Raw genomic sequence first — 26,254 nt, forward strand, 5'->3', positions numbered from 1 at the left:
ATTCCGCGCAATCCGCGCAATCCGCGCAGTACGTGCAGTACCTGCAGTACGTGCAATCCCGCAGATTGATGCGGACCGACTGACACGCATTCCACGGATTCCGCGGTCTCTCCGCTGAGCCGATCCTGTGCGCCCGCCGGCCGGAACCACCGGCCGGCGGGCGCGCCGCCGCCCCGGCCCCCCGCCGCGCCCGTTGTGCTCCTATCCTCTGACCACGACAAGTGGGGAGGCACCGATGGCCGGACTGCGCTTGGGGCCGCTGCTGCGCTACGTCGACGCGCAGAGCGCGACGGTGTGGGTGGAGACCGACGAGCCGTGCGTGGTGCACATCCGCTGCGACGACGGCTCGGCCGGCTCGCAGCAGACCTGGCAGGTGGCCGGGCATCACTATGCGCTGGTCCCGGTGACCGGCCTCACGCCCGGCACCGAGACGCCCTACCAGGTCCTGCTGGACGAGCCGGGGGCGCCCAGCGGCAGCGGGGGGACGGTCTGGCCGCCGCCCGACAGCCGCTTCCCGGCGAGCACCATCCGCACCCTCCCCGCCTCCGCCGACGAGCCGCTGCGTTTCGCCTTCGGCTCCTGCCGCTGGTCGGCGACACCCTCGAAGGCGGCGCACGATCCGGTCGGCCCGGACGCCCTGGACACCCTCGCCGCCACCCTGGCCGCCGATGCCGGCCGCCCGCGCCCGGACGTGCTGCTCCTGCTGGGCGACCAGGTCTACGCCGACCAGACCTCCGAGGCGACCGCCCGCGTGCTGGCCGCCCGCCGCGACATCGGCGAGCCGCCCTGGAAACAGGTCGCCGACTACGAGGAGTACACCCACCTCTACTACGAGTCCTGGCTCGACCCGGAGGTCCGCTGGCTGCTGTCCACGGTCCCCAGCTGCATGATCTTCGACGACCACGATGTGATCGACGACTGGAACACCTCGGCGGCCTGGCTGGCCCGGATGCGGGCGACCCCCTGGTGGCGGGAGCGGATACTCGGCGGCCTGATGTCGTACTGGGTCCACCAGCACCTGGGCAATCTCTCGCCCGCCGAACTGGCCGCCGACGAGCTGTACGCGCGGGTGCGGGCCCTGCCGGACGCGACGGAGGCGGTGCGGGAGTTCGCGGCCGACGCGGATGCCGATCCGGCGTGCGCGCGCTGGAGCTACCGCCGCGACTTCGGCCGGGTACGCCTGGTCATGATCGACACCCGGGCCACCCGCGTGCTGGACGAGAGCAACCGCGCGATGCTCGACAAGACCGAGGGCGAATGGCTGCGGCAGACGGTGCTGGAGGGGCGGGACGGCTACGACCATCTGCTGCTGGGCAGTTCGCTGCCCTGGCTGCTGCCGCACCTCATCCACGCCGCGGAGGGCTGGAACGCCGCGCTGTGCGCCGGTGAGCGCGGCCCCCGCTGGGCGCGCAGAAGCGAATTCCTGCGCCAGCGCGCCGACCTGGAGCACTGGGCGGCGTTCCCCGGTTCGTTCGCCGCGCTCACCGAACTGATCGCCGAGGCCGCTGCCGGTACGGACGCGCCGGCGACGGTCTGTGTGCTCTCCGGGGACGTGCACCACGCCTACGTGGCGGAGCCGCACTGGCGCGGCGCCGCCCCGCGCCCCGGCAGCCGGGTGCTGCAGCTGACCTGCTCCCCCGTGCACAACAGCATCCCCGGCTCGCTGCAGGCCGGCTTCCGTTTCGGCTGGAGCCGGCCGGGCCGCTGGCTGGGGAAGCTGCTGGCCCGGCACGGGCGGCTGACCCGGCCGGCGGTGAAGTGGCGGCGCACGGGCGGCCCGTGGTTCGGCAACCAGCTGATGACACTGACGCTGGCGGGCCGGACCGCGCGCCTCGCCCTGGACCAGGCCCGCCGGGAGAAGAGCGGCGGCGTCCGGCTCGTCACGGTCTGGCGGGCGGCGTTGTCCGATGCGCGGGTTGCCGGGAAATCGGGCGATGCGGGTGCCGCGGGCAGGCGTGCAGCGGGAACGGAACGGCCCTAGACCGGATGGGCACGGGCCGGCGGTCACGAGGAACGGAACCGCCGAAGACCGGATGATGCGGACGGCGTTCACCGGGCACGGAACGACCGAAGACCGGATGATGCGGACGCTCCGGTCCCGGTGAGCGTTCGTCAGGTCTCGCGGGCCCGGCAACGGCCCGCGGATCCGGTGGATTTTTGCCCACCCCCGGGTGCTGCGGCGGCGGATCGGGCGGTGATGATGGGGCGCACCTTTGCTCGTCGCCCGCACTCTCGGGCGGCCGCGCCCGCGCGCCGGCCGTCCGCTGCCCCAGGGAGAGCCCCTCTTGGCCGCCGACCATCTCGCCGACCGCCAGCACCGGCCCGCCCTCGCCGTCGTCGGCGCGGGGCCGCGCGGGACGAGCGTCCTGGAGCGGATCTGCGCCTCGGCCGCCGAACTGGCCCCGGGCGACCGCCTGACCGTCCATGTCATCGACCCCGCCCCGCCCGGCGCCGGCCAGGTGTGGCGCACCACGCAGCCGTCCGAGCTGCTGATGAACACCGTGGCGTCACAGGTCACGCTGTTCACCGACGACAGCGTCGAGTGCGCGGGGCCGATACGCACCGGGCCGAGCCTGTACGCCTGGGAGGGCTGCGACGTCGGCCCGGACGACTATCCGGGGCGTGCGCTGTACGGCCGCTATCTGGAGTGGGTCTTCCGCCGCACCGTGCGCACCGCTCCCGAGGAAGTGACGGTCGTGGTCCACCGGGCGTGCGCGGTGCACCTGGCCGAGGCCCCCGACGGCTCGCAGTCGCTCACCCTCGACGACGGCCGCACGCTGCACGGCCTGGGGGCGGTGGTCCTCGCCCAGGGCCACCTGCCGGCCGCCGCGGACCCCGGCCAACGGCACCTGGCCGACTACGCCGCCGGGCACGGCCTGCACTATCTCCCGCCCGCCAATCCCGCCGACCTCTCCGCCGGTCTGGAGGCGCTGGCCCCGGGCCGCCCCGTGCTGCTGCGCGGTCTCGGCCTCAACTTCTTCGATCACATGGCGCTGCTGACCACGGCCCGCGGCGGCCGGTTCGTCGAGGGTGCCGACGGAACGCTGACGTACCTGCCGTCCGGCCGCGAGCCCCGGCTGTACGCGGGCTCCCGGCGCGGCATCCCGTACCACGCCCGCGGCGACAACGCGAAGGGTGCGCACGGCCGTCATCTGCCGCTGCTGCTGACGCCGGACGTGATAGCGGCCTTCCGCAAGCGCGCGGACTCCGGCGATCCGCCCGACTTCCTGGCGGAGGTCTGGCCGCTGGTCGCCAAGGAGGTGGAGGCGGTCTACTACGAGGCACTGCTGCGGCGACGCGGTGCGTGCGGTGCGGGCGATGGGTGCGGTGCCGGCGATGCGGGCGGTGCAGGCTGTTCGTGCGGTGCGGACAGTGCAGGCGGTGCGGGCGAGGAGCCGCGGCTCCGCTTCCGGGAGCGCTTCCTGAGCAGCACCCACCGTTGTCTTGATGAGGCCGCCGCCCTGGACGCCTTCGGCATCGCACCGGACGAGCGCTGGGACTGGGACCGGGTCACCCACCCGCACGCGGGGCGGTCGTTCGCCGACCGGGCCGCCTTCCGGGAGTGGCTGCTGGGGCATCTGCGCCAGGACGTGGCCCACGCCCGGCAGGACAACGTGGCCGGCCCGCTCAAGGCGGCCCTCGACGTGCTGCGGGACCTGCGCAACGAGCTGCGGCAGATCGTCGACCACGGCGGGCTGGCCGGCGCCTCCCGCCGCGACCACCTGGACCGCTGGTACACCCCGCTCAACGCCTTCTTGTCCATCGGGCCGCCGCGGCGCCGGATCGAGGAGATGACGGCGCTGATCGAGGCGGGGGTGCTGGAGGTCGTCGGCCCGCGGATGGCCGTCCGGCCCGGCAGCGCCGACGGCCGCGGGCCCGGGTTCACGGCGCACTCGCCGGACGTTCCGGGCTCGGAGGTGACGGCGACGGCACTGATCGAGGCGCGGCTGCCGGAACCGGACCTGCGCCGCACCGCGGACCCGCTGCTGGCCCGGCTGCTGGCCGAGGGCGGCTGCCGGCCGCACACCGTGGACGGCTACGAGACGGGCGGACTCGATGTGTCACCGAGCCCGTACCACCTGGTCGGGGCCGATGGCGGGCACCATCCGCGGCGCTTCGCGGTCGGGGTGCCGACGGAGGGCGTGCACTGGGTGACGGCGGCGGGGGCACGCCCCGGGGTGGGATCGGTCACCTTGGCGGACACGGACGCCGTGGCTCGGGCGGCACTGCGGGCCGCGAGGACGGGGGCAGGGACGGGGTCGGGTGCGGGGGCGGATGCGGCGGCCGGGACGCGGGGTGTGGGTGCGGCGGACGTGGATCCGGTGGCCAGGACGGGCGCGGACGCGATTCCGGTGGCCGGTACGGGCGCAGGTGCGGCCAGTTCGGGCCAAAGGTCGCCTTTGACCAGAGGTTGAAGTTGCAAGTATTGATTAGGTTTCCCTAACCTCTGTCTCCGACGGTTACCTCGTCCCCAAAACCGTGAGGAGCCCCCCATGTCCACACCCCTGACCCCGCTCATCCAGAGATCGGCCCCGCACGCGCACGCGCTCTTCCGCATCGTCGTCGGACTGCTCTTCGCCTGCCACGGCGCCTCCTCGCTCTTCGGCGTCCTCGGCGGCGCCATGGGCCAGGGCGGCACCGTGCCCACCGGCGCCTGGCCGGGCTGGTACGCCGCCGTGATCCAGCTGGCCGGCGGCCTGCTCGTGATGCTCGGCCTGGGCACCCGCCCCGCGGCGTTCATCAGCTCCGGCTCGATGGCCTACGCCTACTTCTCCGCGCACCAGGGTTCGGCGCTGTGGCCGATACAGAACGGCGGCGAGGCCTCCGCCATGTTCTGCTGGGCCTTCCTGCTGATCTTCTTCATCGGCCCCGGCTCGTGGGCCCTCGACCGGGTCTTCTTCGGCGAGGGCGAGCGGGAGCAGGCTCCGGCCGCCCACCAGGAGCCTTCCGCCGCCTGACGCACACCCCCTTGCAGGGGCCGTCCCCGGCCCCCGCCCTCGCGCGGCCCGTACGCCCTCTCCGCCGTACGGGCCGCGCGGCATCTCCGCCGCAGGGACGGTGCGACGCTCCGTCGTACGGCCCGCGCGCCGCATCCGCAGCGCTCCGGGCGCCCCGGCGCTCCCGGCGCCATGCCCCGCCCCCCGGCACCGCGGCGCGCTCCACCCCCGCCCCCTGGCCCGCAAACTCCAGGCGTACGCTGTATGGCTGAAGGGCCGCCCCTGCCGCACCGAGCGACGTCGCGGCGGGGTTCGGACCGGGAGCAGGACGTTGCTGGAAAGACTGGGGTCCCTGAGCGGCACCCCCTGGATGTACGCGATCGTCAGTCTCTCGATCGTGCTCGATGTGTTCGTGCCGATCCTGCCCAGCGGAGTCCTGGTGATCGCCGCGGCCACCACGGCCGCCGGCACCGGCACCGCGGCGGACGCGGTGAGCGGCGTCGACGTCACGTCCTCCGTCCACACCGGCACCCACCCTGCCGAGATGTTCGCCCTCATACTCTGCGCGGCCAGTGCCTCGGTGCTCGGCGACATGGTCGCCTACCGGGTCGCCTGGCGCGGCGGCGACCGCTTCGACCGCGCCATCGGCCGCTCCCGCCGCCTGACGGCGGCGCAGAAACGACTCGGCACGGCGCTGACGCGAGGCGGCGGCAGCATCGTCGTCCTGGCCCGCTTCGCACCCGCCGGGCGCTCCGTGGTCAGCCTGGGCGCGGGCGTCGCGCACCGTACGGTCCGCGAGTTCCTCCCCTGGTCCGCCCTGGCCGGACTCGCCTGGGCCGCCTACAGCGTCGGCCTCGGCTACTTCGGCGGGCAATGGCTCGGCACGTCCTGGGTGGGCACCGCCCTGTCCGTGATAGCCCTCTTCGCCGCCGGCTCGGCCGCCGCCTTCCTGATGCGCCGCCCGGACCGCCGGGCCACACACTGACGGCCGGAGGGGACGACCAGGTCGAGGTCAACCCTCACAAGTTCGACGATCTCTCCCTCACGTGGAACACCATCGATCCCCGTCATCCGGTCCGGTGGCCCGGATTCGACCTGCGGTGGCGTCCCGGGCCCCTTCCCGGACTGCGCGATCTGCGGGGCCTGCCCTCAAAGGCGTCGAACTGCTCGAGTGGACGGGCAGGGATCTGGCGCAGGGAACCACCGATGTCAGCTTCGTCTTCGAGACGAGCAGGGTGACCGTCTTCAACGCTCTCGACGAGAACGGGCTGAGCTTCGGCCCGCCCGGCCGGAGTCAGCGGTCCCACGCGCTTCACTGACACTCTCGGACTTCCGGATCACCGCCAGTCGGCCCTGAGCCCTTGCTCGACGGCCAGGGCGCGGTGGCCGGTGCCGGCCCAGGCCTCGGAGGGCGGCCATCGCCGATCGCCTCAGCCGGAGAGCCGGACAGCGGCGGCAGGGCCGGGTGCCGGCTACTGCCCCACCCGGCCGTCGAGGCATTCACGCAGCAGATCGGCGTGCCCGCAGTGGCGGGCGTACTCCTCGATGCGGTGGACCCACAGCTCCCGGACGGTGTCGCCGTCCCGGCCCACCCGCGCACCCGGATCCGGGTACTCGGCCAGCGCCGCATCGGCTGCCGCCTGTTCACGGGCAAGATCGGCGAATGCGCCGTCGACCACCTCCTGCCGGGCGACGGCTCCCTCGAAGTCACCACCCGCTCCGTACAGCTTCGGCGCCGGATCCCCTGGCTGAATCCAGTTGCGCCAGTCCCGCTCCACCTCGGCAAGATGGCGGACCAGGCCCAGCAACGACAGCGTCGACGGCGGCACCGACCGGTGCGCCAGTTGCTCCGGAACCAGCCCCTCGCACTTCATCCGCAGGGTCAGCCGGTAACTCCGCAGGAATTCCTGCAACGTCGCCAACTCACCGTCCGGGCCGGCTCCCGCACTGTCGCGCGGGTCCTCGTCGGGGTCCGCCCACATGTCGGGGTGGACACTCGCCTTGCTCCACCGCTCCGGTACGTCGCCCATCGTGCTGATGATCCTGAGCAGTGGCACGGCAGGCAAGCGATTCTTCGCGGCAGCCAAGCGACCATCGAGGAGTGCTCGTCGACACCGGCATGTACCGACGGCCGCCACCGGCGTCGGAACCGAAATCCCTTCGCCCGTTGCGGCCCCCGGTGCGACGATGCCGGGCATGAGCGGCACCCACGACAGCGACGCCTCACCCGCCGCCGGCGGCAACGCCCCCGACGCCCCGGCCCCGGCACCCGACACCTGGCGCCTCCGCCCCGAAACCGCCCAGGACGTACCGGCCGTCCGCCGGATCCACCTCGCCGCCTTCGAGACGGCCGGCGAGGCGGACCTCGTCGATGCGCTGCGCCGCGACCCGGCTGCCTGGCTGCCGGGGCTGTCGTACGTCGCCGGGACACCCGACGGCACCCTCCTCGCCCATGCGCTGCTGACGCGCTGCCATATCGACGACGCCCCGGCCGTTGCGCTCGCCCCGTGCGCGGTGCTGCCCGCGTATCAGCAGTGCGGTGCGGGCGGCGCGGTGATCAGGGCGCTTCTGGAGGCGGCGCGGGAAGCCGGCGAGCGGACCGCGATCGTGCTCGGCCATCCGTCGTACTACCCGCGCTTCGGATTCGTACCGGCCGCCACCCGGTTCGGCATCCTGCCCCCGCAACCCTGGCCGGACGAGGCCTTCCTGGCGCTCTCCCTGGACGGCTCCCCGCCCCCGCGCGGCACGGTGCGCTACGCCGCGGCGTTCGGCATCGACTGAACCTCGGGGCCGGCCTCGCACAGGTCTGGGCGGGCCGGCCCGTCGCCCCGCAAGGCTCCGTCCGGCTCCGGCCTGCCCCGCTCCGGCCCCGCTCCGGCGGTCCGCGGCCCAGGGCGGGGGCCGGGCGCGAGGCCGACACAGAGTAAAGTCGACCGTCACCACCCCGCCCACCGTCTCCCGCGAGCGCCTCACCGCTCCCCCGGCGCCGGACCGGCGCCGCACCGCAGCGGCACCCCTGGGACGGGCCCGAACCACACACGCGAGGCACTTTTCGGTGAACCAACCGCCGGTCGTCGAATGGACCGAGGCCGACGAGCCCCGATCCGCCCGTTGGCGCTCCGAGAACGGGACGCCGCCACCCCGCCGCATCGTCATCGCGGACGACCGGACGAAGGCCGACGACGCCTACCGCGCCGCCTGCGAGGGCACCGCGCTGCTGTGGCGCGGCGACTTCCACAACGCCCGCCAGCTGCTGACGGCGCTGGCCCGCCGCATCGACCGCCGCCCGCGCAAGGCGCCGCCCGCCGATGTCACCCAGGCCTTCCATGTGCACCGCGCCGCGCAGAACCACCGCGCCCGCATCCTGGGCATGCTGCTGGTCCCGCTCGATGCGACCCTCGCCGTCCCGCTGCACCGCGCCCCCGATGTCCGCGAGGCCTGCGCCAGGGCATACGGCCCCGACGAGCCCGCCGCCGGGGGAGCCGCCACCGGGAAGGCCGCGGGCGCTACCGCGTCCACGGACCCGACCGCCTCGCTCGTCTCGCTGCGTGAGCTGCTCGGTCTCATCGGCGCCAACGAGTGGCGCAAGAAGGGCGTCGAGATCCCGGCGCTCGGCGGCGACCGCATCCATCCGCACTACGGCGTCTTCTCCCCGGCCCGCGGCGAGTACGTCGACCTGGTGGCCGAGGCTCCGCTGCCCGGCGAGGAGCTGGCGTTCGACATCGGTACCGGCACCGGCGTACTGGCCTCGGTGCTCGCCCGGCGCGGCGTCCGCCGGGTCGTGGCCACCGACCAGGACCCGCGCGCGCTGGCCTGTGCCCGGGAGAACACCCAACGGCTGGGCGTCGCCGGACAGGTGGACGTGATCGAGGCGGATCTGTTCCCGGCCGGCCGCGCCCCGTTGATCGTCTGCAACCCCCCATGGGTGCCCGCGAAGCCGACCTCGCCCGTCGAGTACGCGGTGTACGACCCGGGCAACCGGATGCTGTACGGCTTCCTGAGCGGCCTCGCGGACCATCTGACACCGGACGGCGAGGGCTGGCTGATCCTGTCCGACCTGGCCGAACACCTCGGCCTGCGCCCGCGCACCGAGCTCCTCGACGCCTTCGCCGAGGCCGGTCTCACGATCCTGGGGCGCCTCGACATCACCCCGCGCCACCCACGTGCCCGCGACACCTCCGACCCCCTCCACGTGGCCCGCGCGGCCGAGGTCACCTCCTTGTGGCGCCTGGGCCTCGCCGACCGGGCCGACAGGATCGAGGCCGAGACCCCTTAGCGGACCGGCCACCCCGTAGGGGATCCGCCAACCCGTAGCGGATCCGCCACCCCCGTAGGGGATCCACCGTTCCGTAAGGGTCCCGCGACTCCGTAGGGGATCCGCCATTCCGTAGGCGTCGCCCTCACCCCATGGGCGCTCCGCCGCCTCTCAGCTCCCCTGTCCGCCGGGCCGAAGGTTCCGCGTGCGGCCGAATGTTCCGCGTGCGAAGGGGAGTCGGACACTGCCTGGGGTCTGCAGCCCCCCGGACGTACGCCCCGCCGGTCAGCTCAGCCGGGCGTCGGCGTACACGACCATCGCATCGCGCTGGTAGACGGCCAGCCCAACGGCGATCTTGTCGTAGTTCGCACGGATCTGCGGGTCGTCGGTGTAGGTACGGGCCAGCCCCTTGTACGCTTCCGCGTTCGGGGTCCAGAACCGGCAGACCCCCTGGTAGTGGGTGTCCATCTCGGCCTGCACCGCAGGATCGGCAACCGGTGTGCCGGCCACCATGAACTCCGCCAGGCGGATCATCTGTGCCGTCACCTCACGCTGCCACCGCTCGGTGTCCTCGGCGGTCATCGCCGCGAGGGCCTCCCGGGACTGCTTCCACTGCTCCGGCCACCGCTCGCGCACCTCGGCCTCGACCTCGGGCTGCGGCTCGAACCCCTCGAACAGGTTCTCCGGCCTGTTGATCTTTGTCATGCCGTCGTTTTCCTTGCCTTCCTCGAGTTCGGCGATGGTCCGCGCGACCGTGTTGACCAGCGTCTCCAGCCGGTCCCGTTCCGCCAGCAGCCGCCCGTGGTGCTCGCGCAACACGGCCACCCGGTCGACCTGACTGTCCAGAACGGCCTGAATCTCACGCAGTCCCAGGCCCAGCTCCCGCATCAGCAGGATCTGCTGCAGCCGCAGCAGATCGGCCTCCTCGTAGTAGCGGTGCCCGTTACTGCCGGTCGAGGCAGGCGGCAGCAGACCGATCGCGTCGTAATGCCGCAGCGTCCGGGACGTCACCCCGGACATCCGGGCCACCTCCGCGATCGACCAGCCCATCGTCGTGCCTCCCATCGCCGGGCCGGTTTCTCCGGCTCCACGTATGACGGTAGAAGTTGACGCAACGGAAACCGCAAGCGGAAACCGGTGCCGGTGTCCTGCCCGTCAGACTCGCGGACCGCTCGCTCGCTGACGGCCCGCTCGAAGGGACTCCGCCCCGGCCGTCATTCGTGATCCCCTCGCATGACCGCGGCGTAGCGATCACCCAACTTCGCGCGCAGCTCCATCAGCTCGCACGCGGCCCTGCCCGCGACGTGTGCGGCCGGGGGCACACGTTCGGTGGTTTCCCACCAGAGGTCGTCGTCCGGCCGGTCGTTCAGCACCCCGGCCCGGACCAAGGCGTCGATCTCCACCACGCGCTGCGCGAAGGCCTGTGCCCAGTCCTGCTCGTCCGGCCGGAGGAACGGCGAACTCCGGAGGAGGAGAAGGTTGACCTCTCTCATTCCGCTTCGTCCCGGAACAGCGGAGCCGGCCTGGCCGGACATGGCCGTGCGTTGGCGTTCCTCAAGGTCGGACAACGCCTCCCAGACCTCCCCCAGCGCCTCCACCCGCCGCGCCCGGAAGGCCGCCCGCGCCTCGCGCGCCTGGGTCCGCTGCCATTGCCACAGTCCGGCCGCCGTGACCAACCCGGTTCCGATGAAGGTGAGGACGCCCACGATGACGGTGTCGGAGACCATGGCGCGAGGCTACTGAAGTCGCGAACCCCATGGGACGGGATTGCCCAGGGGGCTCCACCACGCCTGGCCCGGCCACCACTGGCCCGGCCACCACTGGCTGCGTCCCTTCCGTCCCCACCACGCCTGGCCCGGCCACCACTGGCTCGGCCACCACTGGCTGCGCCCCTTCCGCCCCCACACAGGGGCCGAAGGGGCGTCCCACCTCCGCCCCGGCCCGTCAGGCACGATGGAGGCACCATGGATCTCCGGCACCTCCTCTCCCGCGCCCGACGGCTCGCGGCCTCCACGAGTCCCGGCCGACGGCGGCTGCTCGGCATCACCGGCCCGCCCGGCGCCGGCAAGTCCACGCTCGCCGCCCACCTCGTGGCGGAGCTGGCGGGGCAGGCGGCGCTCGTCCCGATGGACGGCTTCCACCTCGCCGAGGCGGAGTTGCGCCGTCTGGGCCGTACGGACCGCAAGGGCGCGCCCGACACCTTCGACCCGGCCGGATACGCCGCACTGCTGGCGCGCCTGCGCTCCCCGGAGCCGGACACCGCCGTCTACGCCCCGGCGTTCGACCGCCGTATCGAGGAACCGGTGGCCGGCAGCATCCCCGTGGCACCCCGCATTCCCCTCATCGTCACCGAGGGCAACTACCTCCTCCTCGACGCCGCCCCATGGCCGCGGGTCCGGGCGCTGCTCGACGAGGTCTGGTACGTGGAGCTGGACGCCTCCGAGCGGGTCCGGCGACTGGTCGACCGGCACGAGCGGTTCGGGCGTCCGCGCGCCGACGCCGAGCGGTTCGTGCACGCCTCGGACGAGGCCAACGCCCGCGTCGTGGCGGCCACTCGCGACCGCGCCGATCTCGTCATCACCTTCGCACCCGAAGAGGCCCCGCCTCCATCGTGCACATGACCCCGCTCCCCCGCCGCCTGCCCTGACCGAGCAGCCCGGCCACCGACAGCGCTCCCCACCCGACGGACACCGCCACGGCCTTCAGCTTCCGGTCGCGGCCCGGCAGCGTCGCACCGAGCAGTACGGCATCGCCGAAGTCCGCGGCGATCCGTACGTACGCGGCGGTGCGCAGGGCCGGGCCTTCCGGGGCCAGCGTCATCGCCAGCCCGCTCGCCGCATCCCGCCAGGCCAGCGGACGCAGCGAGGTGCGGGTCGCCGGCGCGGTCCGCCCTTCGCCGTCGACCAGCCCCGAGGGCCGCGCCAGCAGATCGGGCAGCGCCGCCACCGCCACTCCGTACACGGCCGTGGCCACCCCGACCGCACGCAACAGACCGACCTTCATCCGCCGTCCACCCTTCTCGTCGACCGGCCGCACGAGCCCCGTCAGGCCCGTCCGCCTCATCAACTCCTTTCCTCGGCAGGCCCCTTCCCAAACGACATCACCGATGTCATCATGACATCATGAGTGTCGATGAGGGGTGTGCGGACGATGCGAAAGACACTGACGGCGGAGGGCCGGCGCCCACCGAAGACCTGCTGTACGGCGTCATCCGACGCCTGTGGCCCCTGCACCGCACGGTCGTCCGCGCGGTGGAGCGCGAATTGGCGGACTCGGGCATGACCGCCGGCGAACACGCACTGCTGGACGCACTGCGCACCGAAGGACCGCGCACCGTGCCGCAGTTGGCGCGGGGAATGGGGCTCGACCGGCAGCCGGTGCAGCGCTGGGTGAATCACGCCCTGGAGCTGGGCCTGGTCGTGACGGCCCCGAACCCCGCACACCGCCGCTCGTCCCTGATCCGGCTCACCACCGAAGGCACGGAGGCGATACGCGGCGTCCAGGAATTCGAGACCACGGAGCTGAGACAGCGTCTGGCCGACCTGTCCGCCGAGGACGTCCGTACCGCATTGCACGTACTGGACCGGCTCGGCGAGGAGTTCCGCCACCTGGCGAACGACTCTCGCACCGCGCCGGAGGAAACCGACAGTCCCGGCAGTCGACGCAGTTACGGCAGCAGCGACAATAGCGACGATGATGGCATCACGCCTGCTTCCTTGCATCCAGTACACAAAGGACGGTCCAGAAGATGACCCGGGGAATCACCGCCTGGTCCGAGATCGACAACGGCATCGTGCCGATCGACGACGGTGAGCTGTTCTACGAGACGGCCGGCTCGGGCCCCGCGGTGGTACTGCTCCACGGCGGGATGCTCGACCAGCACATGTGGGACGAACAGTTCGCCTGGCTGGTGAACTCCGGCCTGCGCGCGATCCGCTACGACTTCCGCGGCCACGGCCTGTCCTCCACCGTGGCCGGGGACTACGCCAACCACGACGACCTGTGCACCCTGCTCGACGCGCTCGAGGTCCCCGGCGCCGTCCTCGTCGGCCTCTCCCATGGCGCGCGCGTCGCACTCGACACCGCCATAGCCCGCCCGGAGCGGGTGACGGCCCTCGCCCTCGCCTCCCCCGGCATCAGCGGCCGCACCTTCACCGACCCCTTCGTCCTGGAGCACATCAAGGCGCAGGTGGCCGCCATCGGCGAAACGGACGGCGCGGAACGGTACGTCGAGCACTTCCTGCGCATGTGGGTGGACGGACCGCATCGTGAGCCCGCCGCGGTGCACCCGGGATTCCGCGAGCGGATGCGCGCCTCGGCCGAGGCCAATGTGGAAGTCCATGCCGACGGCGCGGGTGCCGGCATGCCCCTTGAAGTCGGTGCCGCCGACCGCCTGGGCGAGATCCGGGTGCCGACGGTCGTGTTCGACGGCGACCTCGACAGCAGCGACATCTCCACCAACGCCCATGCGATAGCGCTGACCGTTCCCGGCGCCCGAAGAGTCCGGATACCGGGCGCGGCCCATATGGTCAATCTGGAGAACACCGCCCTCTTCGACCGCGAACTCCATTCTTTCCTCTCGTCCCTGGACTACTGAGCCACCGCACGGACCACCGGCCTGGGCCCTCGGCTCCCGGGGCCGCCGGGACCACCAGGCCCCCGGACCGCCGGGGCCACGTCAGCCACCAGGGCCACCGGCTCCATGGACGGCCGGGGCAGCCGGTCAGCCGGAGCAGCCGGAGCAGCCGGAGCAGCCGGAGCAGCCGGAGCAGCCGGAGCAGCCGGAACGCCAACGACCACCCCCGCGGAACAACCGACCACCAACCGACCGACAACCACCCCTCCCCCGCCGGGGACGAACCCCGCGAACCCCACCCCTACCCGGCGGCGGTTAGAGTGACCGGGCCGTGGTGTTCGGGAAGACCGGTGACGGACCTTGGGGTCCCAGACCGGAGCGGCCCTCGCCACTGTGATCGGGGAGTTACCGTCCCTTCCGCAGGCGCACGACGCGCCCGCGGCGCCACTGACCGCAGCCCGCGGCCGGGAAGGCGGGGACGGGCGCGTGCACCCGTAAGCCAGGAGACCGGCCACGGCATCTCACGAACTGATCCACGAGGTGCTGGAGCGTGACCGCCGGATGGCCCTGTCCACCGATACCCGCCATACCCCTGCTTCCGCCACGTTCCGCTGGCGCCGGCAGGACACCGTCCGCACCGCGGGCCTGATGGCCGTCATAGCCGGTCTGCACGTCGTCGCCTTCGGCGTGCTCTTCCTGCTCGTCGTGCCGCATCACTACGCCGTGGGCAGCCAGGTCTTCGGCGTGGGCCTCGGTGTCACCGCGTACACCCTCGGTATGCGGCACGCCTTCGACGCCGACCACATCGCCGCGATCGACAACACCACCCGCAAGCTGATGGCCGACGGCAAGCGGCCCGTCTCGGTCGGCTTCTGGTTCGCCCTCGGCCACTCCAGCGTGGTCGTCGCAATGGCGGCCCTGGTGGCGGGCGGCGCCCAGCTCGCGGGCACCCTGCTCAACGACGAATCCCGTACGCACCAGATCCTGGGCACGATCGGCACCACGATCTCGGGCACCTTCCTCTACCTCATCGCCGCCCTCAACCTGATCGCGCTGGCCGGGATCTGGCGGGTCTTCCGCGGGATGCGCAACGGCCACTACGACGAGGCCGAGCTGGAGCAGCGCCTCGACTCGCGCGGCTTCATGAACCGCTTCCTGGGCCGGTTCACCCGCTCGATCTCCCGCCCCGGCCAGATGTTCCCGCTGGGCTTCCTCTTCGGGCTCGGCTTCGACACCGCGACCGAAGTGACCCTGATGGTGATGGCGGGCAGCGGCGCCGCGGCCGGTCTGCCCTGGTACGCCGTGCTGTGCCTGCCGCTGCTCTTCGCGGCCGGCATGAGCCTGTTCGACACCCTCGACGGCACCTTCATGAACTTCGCCTACCAGTGGGCGTTCTCCAACCCGGTGCGCAAGGTCTACTACAACCTCACCATCACCGGCCTGTCGATCGCCGTCGCCTTCTTCATCGGCACGATCGAGCTGGTGACCGTGCTGCACGAGAAACTCGGCCTCAACGACCCGCTGACCGGCTGGATTTCCGGCCTCGACCTCGACAACGTCGGGTTCCTCATCGTCGGCCTGTTCGTGGTGGTGTGGGCCGCGGCGCTGACGTACTGGCGCCTGGCCGGCGTCGAGAAGCGCTGGGCGGAGCGGGCGGAGCGAACCGGCCCGGCCGCACAGCCGGAACCGGCGGAGCCGGCCACCCCGGACGCCTGACCCCCATCGGCCGCACGAGCCCCGAGCTCCGTACGCCGAGCCGAAGCGTCCCGGGCGCCCGGAGCGGCACAGGGACGCATCCGCCCCACCAGACGGGGACGGGGCCGCAGCCGAGCCCCGTCAGAGCGGCGAAGCACGACGGCCCGGCCGGACACAACGAAGCCCGGCCGCCCCGCCGGACGTGACGGGGCCCGGCCGCCCTTCAGGTGGCAGAACCGGCCGCCGCGCCCGTCACCAGATCCGGCCCCCAGCGCTCCAGCGCCGCCGCCAGATCGAGCGGCCGCAGCCGCTCCGGCTGGTCCGGACCCGGCCAGTCCTCCCGCGGGACCCGCCACATCACCTCGAACTCGATGCCGTCCGGGTCCTTGGCGTACAGCGACAGAGCGACGAGGTGATCACTCGACCCCACCAGCGCGCCCCGCTCGACGAGTTGCGCATGGGCCGCGACGAGTTCACCGAGCGTGCCGATCTCCCAGGCCAGGTGGTACAGCCCGACCCGCCCGGCCTCGGGCCCGGGCGCATCCGGCCTCACCGGGAACAGCGCCAGATCATGATCGTTGAGTGAGCCGGGAGCGCGGAGAAACGCGGCCCGCCCCGGAATCTCGGTGGCCACCACGAGCCCGAGGGCCTCGGTGTAGAAGGCCACCGAACGGGCCACCTCACGGACGTAGAGCACCGCGTGGTTCAGACGTCGTACGGACATGCAGCCTGCTCTCCACTCTCCTGCCGCGACACCACCGGGGGCTGCCACGCCTCCCCCACTCCTGCACTACCCCGCCCGCCCCGCCGCCGCCCGGAAACCTCCGGCCGTATCCGGCCGTTTCCCGGCCCCGGCGCCCGGCATCCGGCGCCCGGCGCGTGGCTCACTTCCGCACCAGCAGGACCGCGCCCGCCAGCACCACACCCAGCACCAGCGCGACCACGCCGTAGCGCAGCCGATGCGTACGCAGGCCCGGCAGAAGGCGGTCAATGGCGTAGCGTCCGGGCCCGGTCAGCGCCAGCGTCGCCGCACCCGCGGTCAGCAGCAGCTCGTACTCCACGCCCTTGGGCGCGAAGAAGCCGCCGCCCCACTTCACGGCAAGCGCATTGACCATCGTGCCGACGACCGCCGCGGCGGCGAGCGGCGTGAGCAGCCCGACCACCAGCCCCAGCCCACCGAGCGTCTCGCTCAGCCCCGCGACAACGGCCATCACCCGGCCCGACGGATAGCCGCTCATCGTGAAGAACTGCCCGGTCCCGTCCAGCCCCGGACCGCCGAACCAGCCGAACAACTTCTGGGCGCCGTGGGCCGCCATGGTCAGTCCGAGCGCCAGCCGCAGCAGGAGCAACCCGGTGTCGTAACCGTGCGGAGAAGGAACGGAGCGCGTCGAGGCACCGATGCGCACGGTCTCGACAGTGCTGAGGGGGGACGTCATAAGAGCGCTCTTTCACAGGTCGGGGACGCCTCCGCGGCAGCATCGCGGAGAATTACTTGAAACTTCAAGTCACCTTCCCGACGATACACAGCACCCCCACGACGGACAACAAGGCCCCGCACGAACCGACACCCGAAACCCCACCGCCCACGAGCCAGGACCATCACCGGAAGGAACAACTCGTCCCGGCTGAAACCACTCGACGGCATGACCACAACGCCACACGCTCCGATGAACCCAAGCGGCACAGCAGGAGGCAACACATGGCCATCCCGAAGAAGGACTCACGCCCCCTCACGGTCGACGGCGTCGCCTACCGATGGTCCATCCGCCGCAAGCCCACCTACGCCCAGGGCACCTGCCGAGGCACCTTGAGCATCGCGGCCCAACTCGCCCACGCCCCGGGCTCGGTCGCCGTACTGCGCACGCCCCATCCCCACCCGGCCAACTGGCTGGGCGCCCCTGCCCCCACCGTCCGCCCCGCCGCAGTGGCCCACGCCATCCGCTCCGCACTCCACCGGGGGTGGCAGCCGAACGAGCCGGGTCGCCCGTTCCTCCTCGACCTGCCGCCCACCGCCTGATCGAGCGGACGACCGCCTCACACCAGCCGGACTCCGCACACGACGGTGCGCCGAATCAGCATCCCGATCCACCGCGCGACGGCTCGTACGAGCGAGCCCCCTCCGGAGGGCTGTGCTCGATGAGTGCGACGGCCGGACAGGGGTGCTGGCGTACGCCCCCGTCCGGCATCGCCGATGTCAGCTGTGGATGTCAGAAACCTTCTTGGTCCGTAGCTCTGGAGAGATCCACCCTCGGAGGTCATACGGGCTGCCGACGGGGCCGTTGAGGCCAGTGCCGGGCACTGACGGTTGGCCATCCGAGCTCACCGGCGGCTTCGATGAGCCCTGAACATGCCGATTCGCGGTCGGTTCGGGGTTTCAGTTCACGGTGAAGTAGTAGTCATTGGGCGCCAGTTGGATGCCGGAGCGGGTTGTCGCGTAGACCGTGAGGTCACACCAGCCGTCCGAGGCCGGGGTCCAGTCGATGCTCGCGGCGTGGTGGGCGTCCGCGGGAACCGTGACCTCCGGGTCACCGTTGTTGAAGGTGTACGTGTAGCTCACGACATCCTTCACCTTCGGCGTGAACGTGAACGTGCCCGGGACGCCGGCGCCACCGCCCGAACCGTTCTCCGGGTAGGCCTCCGAAGCGACGGTGGACGTGGTGTCGTAGCTGATGCTCCATCGAGCCGCGTCGCTGCCCCAGCCGTTCGCGCTCTTGCTGGTCACCTGAAGGTCCCCGCCGTAGATACCGTCCAGCGCGAGATCCACGGTCGCCGTGCCGTCCGTCCCGGCCGCGACCTCGAAGGTCCTCTCGTCCTGAACTCCGCTGGTCCGCACGGAGTAGCTGACGACCGGGCTCTTCGCCTGGAGTTCGGGGTCGGGACGGAACGTGAACGTGGTCGGCTCGCCGAACTCGGGTTTCGGGACGGCCGGGGTGACGGTGGGCGTCGTGGAGCTGACGCGGAAGGTGTAGCTGGCGATCGGCGACCAGTTGTGGGCCCGGTCCAGGCTGCGCACCCACAGCGTCTTCGGACCGGAGCCGTCCGGCGGGACGAGCCTGAGCGTGGCCGAACCGCCGAGCGCGTCGGCGCGCTTGAAGTACTTCGTGTCGGAGTACCGGTCGACGGGCTGCGGAATGCCGTGGTCACCGATGCTCGTGCCGATGACCGGCATTTCCTGCTGCCAGGAGAACTCGAACCCCTCGACATCCTCGACACCGCCCGCGCCCAGTGTGAACTCGACCGGCTCGCCCCCCTTGTTCCACACGTCCGGAAGGTAGTTCGGCGAGGTGACGGTGGGCGCTTCGGCCGGGGCCGTCTTGTCGGTCGCGACATAGCAGGGGGCCGACCAGTCCGAGGCCGCGCCCCCGACCACCGTCTGCGCCTGCCACGCGTAGGTCTGCCCATCGGCGAGCGCACCGGCGGGCAGGGTGGCGGGGGCCTCGAAGCCAGGCTGGAGACGGTCACGGGTGACCGTCGTGATCCGCGTCGGATCGGTGACCGGCCAGGCCTGGTACCGGACGCCGACCCGGGGGTTGCCGGTGGTGTCGGTGATCCCGGGGATGCCCTCGACGACGAGGCCGTCGTGGGTCGACTGGTACGAGGGCCGGTCCGCATCGGTCGAGCAGTGCCGGTATCCGTTGAACAGCTGAGTCGGAGCGGTAGGCCTCCCGTCAGCCGCGCTCGCGGGCGACGTCGCGGCGGCCAGTGCCAGGCCGAGGGCTCCCAGAGAAGCGAGGACTGCACGGGGTCTCGCGCCGAAGGACATGGTCAACTGATCCCTCCCGTTTGGCGCCCGCACTCAGCGCACTGATGCGCACTGACGTACGAGCAGCGAAGGGATCGTACTGGGGTGCCGCAGACCGACGCATGAGGATTAAGAACTGCCGAGCGGGCGACGGCACGGCCCCTGGTCGGCCGGACAGGGGGCCGTGCCGTCGGTACGGCTTCTTGCTGATCGCGCCACCCACACGTCGCGCTGCGGCGAGACGACCGAAGCTCTCGGGGCACAGCCAGATCGCCGTCACCATGAACACCTGGACGCACATCGTGCAGGACACACGGCGGAAGGCGCTGAGCCACGCGGCAAGCAGTAAGCCACATGGACCGGCTTCCGCAGCAACGCCCTTCCGCAAGCCGACCTGCGCCATTGATATCAATTCCGGATGCAAAACACCCCCTGCCATGATCAACAGGGGGTCTTTCGACTGGTGGGCACAGCAGGATTTGAACCTGCGACATCTGCTTTGTAAGCGTGGTGGTGGCCTCCGCAGTAGATCTGCTGGTCGGTGGGCGGGCGGCCGGGCCCGGCTTCTCCATAGCTGCGGGGACCGGTAAGCACCCTCGTTGACCGTGGCTGCCCCTCCGTTGTGGCACGCATCTGGCACGCCGTGATTTGCGGCCCGCCCGGACCTCAGCCGACGACAGTCAGCCACGATGGCGGGTACGTCAACCGACCAGGCGCGCGTATACCTCGCTGCCCCCCGGCATCCGCCACGCTGCCAGCGCCGCCCACCAGAGCAGGCCACGACGGCCGGCGCATGCGGACGGTGCCTGAGCCCTCAGCTTGGGGCTTCTGCTGCGAGTTCTCCCTCGCGGCACCTGAGCTCTACAAGTAGGGTGATTAGCGCGCTGACATCGCCTATGCTGACGATCGGTCAGGCAGGAGGGACGGCGATGCCGGGGGAAAGCGGGCAAAGAGTCAGTGTCGAACGGAACGAGTTCGCACTGGAGCGCTACCGATACATTCTGCAGCAGATCCACGCAGTCAACGAGAATGCTTACCGCTTCCTCGCTATTTACCAGACGCTCGCCACCACGCTAGTTGGCGCGGCCTTGACCCTCTTTGTTGGGTACCGCAAATGGGAGGTGACGCCAGCAACCGCAAGGGGCGGGGTTATCGGGATCTTGATCCTTGTCACAATGGCCGCCGCATTCACTGTCATGCTGATTGTGGTGGGTGCCGTCGCCTGGCTCGACTACCGCAACGAAGAGTGCGACGTCACCGATGAGATGGTCGGACCAGGCTTCCGAAAGCGTCCACGGCCGGGCAACCTCTTGCGCTGGTACGAAACTTACGTGCTGCTGTTCATTATCGTCTCGATGATCACCATGTGGATACTCGCCGAGTCGTTCATTCTGCCGGCAATGAGGTGACTGCTCCCAGCGGCCTTCCTGACTTCGTCAGGACATCTTCGCACAGAGCGGTTAGGCGCAGCCTGTCGAACGATACATCGCCAACCTTCTAGACTACTTACGCTAAGGGCTGTCCCATAATTGATCTATGACGTGCTGGGTGGCTTGCTCGTTTGTTCGTCAGCCGGCGAGGGTGAGGTTGTGCAGGCGGGCGATGCCGAGCATTGCGTGGTGGACGCCGTTGCCTTTGAGGCGGCAGTCGCGGAGGATCTTCCAGCTCTTCATGCGGGCGAAGGTGTGCTCGACGCGGGCGCGGACCTTGCGGTGGGAGGTGTTGTGCTCTTCTTTCCAGGCCGGGAGTTCGGTCTGGACGCGTTCGCGGCGGTGCGGGATGACCAGGCCGGTGCCCCGGTAGCCGCCGTCTGCGATCACCGTGGTCTTGCCGACGGCGTCCCTGGCGCCGGACAGCTCCCACGCTTTGCAGTCGTTGCGGTTGCCGGGCAGCGGCCGGCCGACAGTAACGACCAGCCGGGTGTCGGCATCGATGACGACCTGGTGGTTGGTGGAGTACCGCTAGTTCTTCGACTGCTCGGCGACCGTGTGGTCACGGGTGGGAACCAGAGTGCCGTCCACGATCAGCACGGTGTCCTTGCGGAACCGCTTGCGCGTCTGGAGCGCAAGCGAGGGCGCGAGGTGGTCGATGATGCGGTCAGCGGCCGACTTCGCCACTCCACACAGCGGGGCGAGTTGGCGCAGCGTCAGGTTCGTCCGCCAGTACGCGGCGACCAACAGCACCCGGTCCTCCAGCGACAGACTCCAGGGCCGGCCCTTGCGGACCGGGTCCACGCCCTCTCGCCGCAGCGCCGTGATCAGCTTGCCGAACTGCCGCGGGCTCAGCCCGGTGAACGGGGCTATCCAGGACGGCTCCGAGGACGTGATCACACCAGCCACGGCGAGATCATCTCACCTACGACCAGCAGTTGCGGGACAGCCCTTAGTCGGCGTTGGTAAAGACATTGGCTGGCATCAAGGAAACTTTCTCGTTCTGGTAGCACGGCGCTAGCGTAACGCTGCACACTGATATACATGCACATCGACGGCCGAACTGCGGCAGGGCTCTGGAAGCGAGCGTTCTCTCCTGACAGCTTCACAGAATCAGCGACTGAACGGGATAGATTCAGCTCGGCGCTTCACGATATGCGTACCCGTGGGGCACATTTGGCAGTTGAGATATCCGCCGACATGCCCGATTTTACGCAGCATGATGTCACGCACATGGATTCCCTGTGGGAATTGGCTGACTTGGTTGCTGGCCCCCACACAACCCTAAATCCCGCCGAGGCTTTTGTCTTCGGCGGTGCTGTTATTGTGCATGACTTGGCAATGAGCCGCGCTGCTCATAGTTTGCTCGGTGGCGTTAGAAGTCGCGCCGACTGGCCCGATGCGCTTGCCTCGGAACTGCGATTTCAGCTACGCCGATCCCCGCATCCGTCCGAACTGGCAATGCCTCCGGAGGAAATTGCCGCCAGGGCGGAGAAGATTCTCTTTCGTCGAGCCCACGCCGAGTTGGCCGAGTCACTGCCGCTGACTTCATGGAAATCTCTGAGCGGTGACACCATGTATCTGATTTCTGATCCAGAAATCAGAATCGCTTACGGACGACTGATTGGCGAAATCGCTGCCAGTCATCACTGGAACTATGAAAAGGTAACCGAGCGGCTCTCCGCACCGGTAGGCGCGCCAGGGTTTGCCCCAGTCAGCTGGAAGGTCGACAGCCTGTATCTTGCTTGCCTCCTGAGAACAGCAGACGCTTCACATCTAGACGCCACACGCTCCCCAGACATTCTTGCCGCAGTACGCGAGATTTCTTCAGATTCGAGAGATCATTGGATCTTTCAAAGCAGACTACAGCGCCCTTACTTGCAGAATGAGAAATTGTGCTTTACGGCTCCAGCCGGTTTCAGCCGTGAAGAGATGAGTGCATGGTGGCTAGCTTATGACACGCTCAAGATGGTAGATGGAGAGCTTAAGAGCGCCGATACCTTACTGCTGGCCTCAGGACGTACACCATTCCAGGTGCGCGGCGTGGCAAACGTTCAGTCACCTTCTGCCTTCAGCTCGATAGCAGGTTGCCATGATTGGGAGCCGATTGAGGCACGGGTTAAGGTTGGCGACGTTGCGAACCTGGTACGCCGACTGGGTGGAAAAGAACTGTACGGACAGGACTGGACCATCGGACTGAGGGAGATCCTCACAAACGCCTGTGACGCAGTGAAGGCAAGAGAGGCCCTTGCAGAATACAGGGGCGGACGGCGTGTGGTGGGAAGAGTCACCATTTCTGTAGAGGTCACGGAAGATCAGGTCTGGCTATCCTGTCATGACAATGGAATTGGCATGACCTCTGGTGTGATGGGGCACCAGCTGCTCGACTTTGGTTGTTCCTCATGGCTCTCTCCGGATACGGCAAAATCCACCCCGGGGCTTATCGCGAGCAAGTTCGAGCCCACCGGAAAGTTCGGCATTGGGTTTTTCTCAGTCTTCATGCTGGGTGAGCGTGTTCAGGTCATTTCTCGCTCTCTTTCCGAGGGCCCATCGGAGACGTGGATTCTAGAATTTAGCTCTGGAGTGAATAAGCGCCCCACGCTGAGAAAAGCCGCTCAGAGTGAGCAACTTGACGAACCGGGAACCAGCGTTAGAGTGGCTCTAGACGCATCCATATACGCACAGTCCGAGAACTCGGTGGTATTCCGCTTCAAGACGCATGGATCTGCATTCACAACCGAGGGATTTGCGTCTATCTCGGATATCATTGCGTATGCCATGCCAGCCGCAGAGTGTGATTTGTGGGTTGAAGAGGCGGGCGTACCTGCAGAGGCCAGTCCAGTAATCGCAAAGAACGACTGGGTCACTGTAGATGGGTACCGCTTCCTATGCAGGGTGTTGGGCATACCGGAAAAAGCACTCACCGATAAGGACGCTGACCCATATTCTACCCTTCGCGACTTTGCTGAGCAGCATAAAGACGATCTGTCTGTCATACGAGATTCTTCAGGGCTGCCAGCGGGAAGACTATGCATGGTCCCTGAGTCGACGAGGAGCGGGTTTTATTCTGCTCGCGACTCGTCATTTGTGACCGCTGGGCCGGCCAGGACGAGTACTCGGGTTTACGCTGCGGCCGGAATTGCCATTGGCCGCCCAAGTAGAGCTGCGCGGGATAGTGCAATTCCTATCCTTGAGCCTGCCGAAATGGCGAAATGGGCAACGCGTGAAGCAGTCCGCCTCGCTGAACGGATTGCAGCTGGAACCCTTGAGGCAGGGGATTGGTGCATCGATGCAGCCGAACAAATTCTGCAATTTGGCGGAGACGTGGGCTTCCCGTTCTGGCGTACTAGCCAAGGATGGCTGACGCAGGATCAACTAGTCAGCTGGATGAAGGGGCGAACGGTGTTGTTTGTGACGCATCCCGTCTTTGCAGATGTTCGGGTTGGTCGCACCGATATCCCGGCTTCCCTCGAAGAGGGCATTGTCGTCTACGAGTGGTCCCATCGGGACGCGCTATGGGGTGTCAAGGACTGGCCTGCGGTGAATAATGAGTACCGTGGCTGCACGGGTGCCTTGCTGAGAGCGATTGCTGAAGCGTGGGACGTGGTGATCTCGAGGGTGGTGGAGGCGAGTGCGAAGCGGGAGCAGGAATTCGTGATTGGGCGCCACGAAGGAAATGAGATGCGAGGAGAGTGCACCGTCTTCTCTCGCAGTGACCTTGAACGTACATGAACCGAACAGCACAGCACGAAGAGTGAGGCACTTCCGAGGAATAGGCTGCGTGACTTCCCAAAGCTTGGGATAGGGAACAACGGAGGTCGGCAGAACGGCTTTGGGATGGAGCTGCTTTGGCGGCGAGTGATCATGGCACCGTAAGATTGCAGCGCGTTGGGCAGTCTGTGGACCTGCCTGGAAAAGCACGACGTTGGGGCCATGCTCTTCGAGGCTCACGCCAAAGTGGCTGCCTAAAGGTGTGGAGCCGACCGCCCCGGCCACGACGTACCCCTTCTCTGGCCAGGCGGCCGATTGCTCAGCGCGCGGCACGGGCGCCGGCCGGTCTGGAGCGGGGCGGAGACAGAAGCGCAGGCCCGGCCGGGGCCGTGCCGCGCGCGGGGAGCGGAGCTAGCCGCCTTGAGTAAGTGAAGACAGGGTTCGACAGCAGTCCGATGCGTCGGAACCTGGTGCACGGTGCCCCTCGTTGCGAACCACCGGCGGCCTGGTCGCTGGGGTCTGTTTGGCTGGTCATCAGTGGCCCTGCGGCCGGTAGCCATCGGCTGAGGTCACCGCGGTTGCTGTGATTCGCTGCTGCACAAGCACGGCAGGCTGACCATCGCCCTAGAAGTGGGCAACCTGGCGCTCGGGGAATGGAGAACGTGCGCCGTCTGTGCGCCCATGCCCTCTTGTGCAACTCGCAGGCTCAACGCATCGTGAGTGGAAACTGCTCGGCGTTTTGACGCCTCAAGGGGAGGGCGGTGCGGTGTGGGCTCGGTAACTCCGTGGGCGAGTGAGACATTCGGCAGTCTGGCCGGCCAACTGGCCGAAGCCATCCCGGCCTGCCTCGTACAGGCCCACGACAGGGCCCGCCATGGCCATGAAGGCGTCAACACTCAGACGCTGGAAGCGTACGGTCACGGGCTACATGCGGTGCAGTACGAGGCACTGGCAGCTGGCTTGGCATCCTTCGAAGGCGCAACGGCTATACGGCTACAAGGCCGCACGGTAATGGTCATCGACGACAACGTCATCTACCCAATCCGGTACGCGAAGAAAGATGTACCTGTGACCTCGGCGCGATTGCGTCGAGCCGTCGGCTTCCGCGCTGACCTGATCAGGCGCCACGGGCCCGAACCCAGGCAGCAGGCGCTTGACCTGGGCCTCGATGAACTCGATGAACCGGAAGTGCACCCCGACATCGCGCTCCTCCCACCGGAGTTCCGTTTGATCACCGTTGCGTACGCCTGCTCCATGGAGCGAGGCGTCATGCGCGTTGAATGGGGCGCTGCAGAGCTACGACGCGAGGACCGCTACCTCATCTGGCACAAACACGAACCACTGCTTCCACTCGCTGACCCTCGCGCGGCTGCTACCTGCGCCCCCCGTAATCGATCAACCCTCTGACCTGCCGCTGAGCTGTCGGCGGTTGTCAGTGTTGGTCATCGTTGAGCGTCCTTCCACGGCCCCCAGACGGCCCCGGGAGGGCGCTTCGACGTGAGGTCGGCGGAACGGGTTGGGGACGACTGGTCACGACGGTGGTGCACCTAGCGGAGCGCCCATGACGGGCTGAGCCACATCGCGGCAGCGGATAGCTCCCCCTGAGCCACGGATCAGGGGCCGGCCGGTCCGCTTACGCGTCCGCATCCGTGACGGTGGCGGTACGGCGGCTCGCCCATGCCAGCCTGCATGCCCGGAGCGCTCGGCCCTGCTGCCCCCACCCCTCCCGTAGCCAGCTCTTGTCGCCGAAACCACTTATGGCACGGTCGGCAGCGCGCCCGCCATGTAAACCGCTCACCGCTTCCGCCCCACCTCACCACCTACTTCTTCGCACTTCCTCGCCGCCCTCGGGGCTCCCCGCCTGGACCTGCTCCTGAGGCACGGCGCCTGCGCGGCTGCTCAGCTCGT

General features: G+C 69.4%; 21 protein-coding genes, 1 pseudogene and 1 riboswitch. Of the genes and pseudogenes, 14 read left to right on the forward strand and 8 right to left on the reverse strand.

Going from position 1 to position 26,254, the window contains the following annotated elements; all coding sequences use genetic code 11:
* The first annotated feature begins 235 nt into the window (after positions 1-235).
* The 4 genes from Scani_RS28365 to Scani_RS28380 all read left to right on the forward strand — a co-directional run bounded on the left by Scani_RS28365 (position 236) and on the right by Scani_RS28380 (position 5,922).
* Positions 236-1,981, forward strand: a complete 1,746-nt coding sequence (locus Scani_RS28365) for an alkaline phosphatase D family protein (protein ID WP_159480646.1) — start codon at positions 236-238, stop codon at positions 1,979-1,981.
* Positions 1,982-2,285: 304 nt separating this feature from the next.
* Positions 2,286-4,415 carry an FAD/NAD(P)-binding protein gene (locus Scani_RS28370; protein WP_159480647.1) on the forward strand — a complete coding sequence of 710 codons (2,130 nt, stop codon included), beginning with the start codon at positions 2,286-2,288 and terminating at the stop codon, positions 4,413-4,415.
* Positions 4,416-4,493: 78 nt separating this feature from the next.
* Positions 4,494-4,958 carry a DoxX family protein gene (locus Scani_RS28375; RefSeq protein WP_159480648.1) on the forward strand — a complete coding sequence of 155 codons (465 nt, stop codon included), beginning with the start codon at positions 4,494-4,496 and terminating at the stop codon, positions 4,956-4,958.
* A 349-nt stretch (positions 4,959-5,307) separates the two neighbouring features.
* Complete coding sequence (locus Scani_RS28380; protein ID WP_174872827.1) at positions 5,308-5,922, forward strand: DedA family protein; 615 nt, start codon at positions 5,308-5,310, stop codon at positions 5,920-5,922.
* 487 nt (positions 5,923-6,409) lie between these two features.
* Here Scani_RS28380 and Scani_RS28385 read toward each other — a convergent pair whose 3' ends face one another.
* Entirely contained in the window at positions 6,410-6,967 is a 558-nt protein-coding gene (locus Scani_RS28385; RefSeq protein ID WP_159480650.1) for a DinB family protein, read from the reverse strand.
* A 166-nt stretch (positions 6,968-7,133) separates the two neighbouring features.
* Between Scani_RS28385 and Scani_RS28390 the strand changes: the two genes are divergently transcribed.
* Both Scani_RS28390 and Scani_RS28395 read left to right on the forward strand, forming a co-directional pair.
* Entirely contained in the window at positions 7,134-7,718 is a 585-nt protein-coding gene (locus tag Scani_RS28390; protein ID WP_159480651.1) for a GNAT family N-acetyltransferase, read from the forward strand.
* A gap of 274 nt (positions 7,719-7,992) precedes the next feature.
* Positions 7,993-9,213: a methyltransferase gene (locus tag Scani_RS28395; protein WP_159480652.1), complete on the forward strand. Its 1,221-nt coding sequence runs from the start codon at positions 7,993-7,995 to the stop codon at positions 9,211-9,213.
* Between the two features lie 264 nt (positions 9,214-9,477).
* Here the strand turns inward: Scani_RS28395 and Scani_RS28400 are convergent, their stop codons facing one another.
* Together Scani_RS28400 and Scani_RS28405 are read right to left on the reverse strand one after the other, a co-directional pair.
* Positions 9,478-10,242, reverse strand: a complete 765-nt coding sequence (locus tag Scani_RS28400; RefSeq protein ID WP_159482424.1) for a MerR family transcriptional regulator — start codon at positions 10,240-10,242, stop codon at positions 9,478-9,480.
* A gap of 164 nt (positions 10,243-10,406) precedes the next feature.
* Positions 10,407-10,919, reverse strand: coding sequence for a hypothetical protein (locus Scani_RS28405; protein WP_159480653.1), 513 nt, complete (start codon positions 10,917-10,919; stop codon positions 10,407-10,409).
* A gap of 237 nt (positions 10,920-11,156) precedes the next feature.
* Here Scani_RS28405 and Scani_RS28410 point away from each other — a divergent pair, with 237 nt between their 5' ends.
* The gene (locus tag Scani_RS28410) at positions 11,157-11,813 is read left to right on the forward strand and encodes a nucleoside/nucleotide kinase family protein (RefSeq protein ID WP_159480654.1); all 657 of its coding nucleotides are present in this window, start codon (positions 11,157-11,159) and stop codon (positions 11,811-11,813) included.
* Here the strand turns inward: Scani_RS28410 and Scani_RS28415 are convergent.
* Positions 11,770-12,195 (reverse strand): hypothetical protein, encoded by a 426-nt coding sequence (locus Scani_RS28415; protein WP_159482425.1) that lies wholly within the window; start codon positions 12,193-12,195, stop codon positions 11,770-11,772. The genes Scani_RS28410 and Scani_RS28415 overlap by 44 nt on opposite strands.
* A gap of 119 nt (positions 12,196-12,314) precedes the next feature.
* Here Scani_RS28415 and Scani_RS28420 point away from each other — a divergent pair, with 119 nt between their 5' ends.
* The 3 genes from Scani_RS28420 to nicT all read left to right on the forward strand — a co-directional run bounded on the left by Scani_RS28420 (position 12,315) and on the right by nicT (position 15,484).
* A complete protein-coding gene (locus Scani_RS28420) occupies positions 12,315-12,944 on the forward strand; it encodes a MarR family winged helix-turn-helix transcriptional regulator (protein ID WP_159480655.1) in 630 nt (209 codons plus the stop codon).
* Positions 12,941-13,789, forward strand: coding sequence for an alpha/beta fold hydrolase (locus Scani_RS28425; RefSeq protein WP_159480656.1), 849 nt, complete (start codon positions 12,941-12,943; stop codon positions 13,787-13,789). The genes Scani_RS28420 and Scani_RS28425 overlap by 4 nt, the downstream gene beginning before the upstream one ends.
* 294 nt (positions 13,790-14,083) lie before the next feature.
* Positions 14,084-14,298, forward strand: a riboswitch (cobalamin riboswitch).
* Positions 14,297-15,484, forward strand: a complete 1,188-nt coding sequence (gene nicT, locus Scani_RS28430) for a Nickel transporter NicT (protein WP_371872441.1) — start codon at positions 14,297-14,299, stop codon at positions 15,482-15,484. Its footprint overlaps the riboswitch before it by 2 nt.
* A 202-nt stretch (positions 15,485-15,686) precedes the next feature.
* Here the strand turns inward: nicT and Scani_RS28435 are convergent, their stop codons facing one another.
* Positions 15,687-16,187, reverse strand: a complete 501-nt coding sequence (locus Scani_RS28435; RefSeq protein WP_159480657.1) for a VOC family protein — start codon at positions 16,185-16,187, stop codon at positions 15,687-15,689.
* 160 nt (positions 16,188-16,347) lie between these two features.
* Positions 16,348-16,899 (reverse strand): DoxX family protein, encoded by a 552-nt coding sequence (locus tag Scani_RS28440; protein WP_159480658.1) that lies wholly within the window; start codon positions 16,897-16,899, stop codon positions 16,348-16,350.
* A gap of 263 nt (positions 16,900-17,162) precedes the next feature.
* Between Scani_RS28440 and Scani_RS28445 the strand changes: the two genes are divergently transcribed.
* The gene (locus Scani_RS28445) at positions 17,163-17,480 is read left to right on the forward strand and encodes a hypothetical protein (protein WP_159480659.1); all 318 of its coding nucleotides are present in this window, start codon (positions 17,163-17,165) and stop codon (positions 17,478-17,480) included.
* 357 nt (positions 17,481-17,837) lie between these two features.
* Here the strand turns inward: Scani_RS28445 and Scani_RS28450 are convergent, their stop codons facing one another.
* Positions 17,838-19,226 (reverse strand): hypothetical protein, encoded by a 1,389-nt coding sequence (locus tag Scani_RS28450; protein ID WP_159480660.1) that lies wholly within the window; start codon positions 19,224-19,226, stop codon positions 17,838-17,840.
* Positions 19,227-20,101: 875 nt separating this feature from the next.
* Between Scani_RS28450 and Scani_RS28455 the strand changes: the two genes are divergently transcribed.
* On the forward strand, positions 20,102-20,614 hold the full coding sequence (locus Scani_RS28455; protein ID WP_246296196.1) for a hypothetical protein: 513 nt from the start codon (positions 20,102-20,104) through the stop codon (positions 20,612-20,614).
* Positions 20,615-20,773: 159 nt separating this feature from the next.
* Here Scani_RS28455 and Scani_RS28460 read toward each other — a convergent pair.
* A pseudogene (locus Scani_RS28460) lies at positions 20,774-21,544 on the reverse strand (transposase).
* 135 nt (positions 21,545-21,679) lie between these two features.
* Between Scani_RS28460 and Scani_RS28465 the strand changes: the two are divergent.
* A complete protein-coding gene (locus Scani_RS28465; protein WP_159480661.1) occupies positions 21,680-24,367 on the forward strand; it encodes an HD domain-containing protein in 2,688 nt (895 codons plus the stop codon).
* A 747-nt stretch (positions 24,368-25,114) separates the two neighbouring features.
* Positions 25,115-25,753 carry a hypothetical protein gene (locus Scani_RS28470; RefSeq protein ID WP_159480662.1) on the forward strand — a complete coding sequence of 213 codons (639 nt, stop codon included), beginning with the start codon at positions 25,115-25,117 and terminating at the stop codon, positions 25,751-25,753.
* Positions 25,754-26,254: the final 501 nt, after the last annotated feature.

The organism is Streptomyces caniferus (genome assembly GCF_009811555.1).
GTDB classification, from domain to species: domain Bacteria; phylum Actinomycetota; class Actinomycetes; order Streptomycetales; family Streptomycetaceae; genus Streptomyces; species Streptomyces caniferus.

What these genes read in the sequence shown, in the direction of transcription:
- Scani_RS28365 (WP_159480646.1), top strand. Translation starts at nt 236, where the DNA reads ATGGCCGGACTGCGCTTGGGGCCGCTGCTGCGCTACGTCGACGCGCAG.
- Scani_RS28375 (WP_159480648.1), top strand. Translation starts at nt 4,494, where the DNA reads ATGTCCACACCCCTGACCCCGCTCATCCAGAGATCGGCCCCGCACGCG.
- Scani_RS28380 (WP_174872827.1), top strand. Translation starts at nt 5,308, where the DNA reads ATGTACGCGATCGTCAGTCTCTCGATCGTGCTCGATGTGTTCGTGCCG.
- Scani_RS28385 (WP_159480650.1), bottom strand. Translation starts at nt 6,967, where the DNA reads ATGGGCGACGTACCGGAGCGGTGGAGCAAGGCGAGTGTCCACCCCGAC.
- Scani_RS28390 (WP_159480651.1), top strand. Translation starts at nt 7,134, where the DNA reads ATGAGCGGCACCCACGACAGCGACGCCTCACCCGCCGCCGGCGGCAAC.
- Scani_RS28400 (WP_159482424.1), bottom strand. Translation starts at nt 10,242, where the DNA reads ATGGGCTGGTCGATCGCGGAGGTGGCCCGGATGTCCGGGGTGACGTCC.
- Scani_RS28405 (WP_159480653.1), bottom strand. Translation starts at nt 10,919, where the DNA reads ATGGTCTCCGACACCGTCATCGTGGGCGTCCTCACCTTCATCGGAACC.
- Scani_RS28410 (WP_159480654.1), top strand. Translation starts at nt 11,157, where the DNA reads ATGGATCTCCGGCACCTCCTCTCCCGCGCCCGACGGCTCGCGGCCTCC.
- Scani_RS28415 (WP_159482425.1), bottom strand. Translation starts at nt 12,195, where the DNA reads ATGAAGGTCGGTCTGTTGCGTGCGGTCGGGGTGGCCACGGCCGTGTAC.
- Scani_RS28420 (WP_159480655.1), top strand. Translation starts at nt 12,315, where the DNA reads ATGAGTGTCGATGAGGGGTGTGCGGACGATGCGAAAGACACTGACGGC.
- Scani_RS28425 (WP_159480656.1), top strand. Translation starts at nt 12,941, where the DNA reads ATGACCCGGGGAATCACCGCCTGGTCCGAGATCGACAACGGCATCGTG.
- Scani_RS28435 (WP_159480657.1), bottom strand. Translation starts at nt 16,187, where the DNA reads ATGTCCGTACGACGTCTGAACCACGCGGTGCTCTACGTCCGTGAGGTG.
- Scani_RS28440 (WP_159480658.1), bottom strand. Translation starts at nt 16,899, where the DNA reads ATGACGTCCCCCCTCAGCACTGTCGAGACCGTGCGCATCGGTGCCTCG.
- Scani_RS28445 (WP_159480659.1), top strand. Translation starts at nt 17,163, where the DNA reads ATGGCCATCCCGAAGAAGGACTCACGCCCCCTCACGGTCGACGGCGTC.
- Scani_RS28450 (WP_159480660.1), bottom strand. Translation starts at nt 19,226, where the DNA reads ATGTCCTTCGGCGCGAGACCCCGTGCAGTCCTCGCTTCTCTGGGAGCC.
- Scani_RS28455 (WP_246296196.1), top strand. Translation starts at nt 20,102, where the DNA reads ATGCTGACGATCGGTCAGGCAGGAGGGACGGCGATGCCGGGGGAAAGC.
- Scani_RS28465 (WP_159480661.1), top strand. Translation starts at nt 21,680, where the DNA reads ATGCACATCGACGGCCGAACTGCGGCAGGGCTCTGGAAGCGAGCGTTC.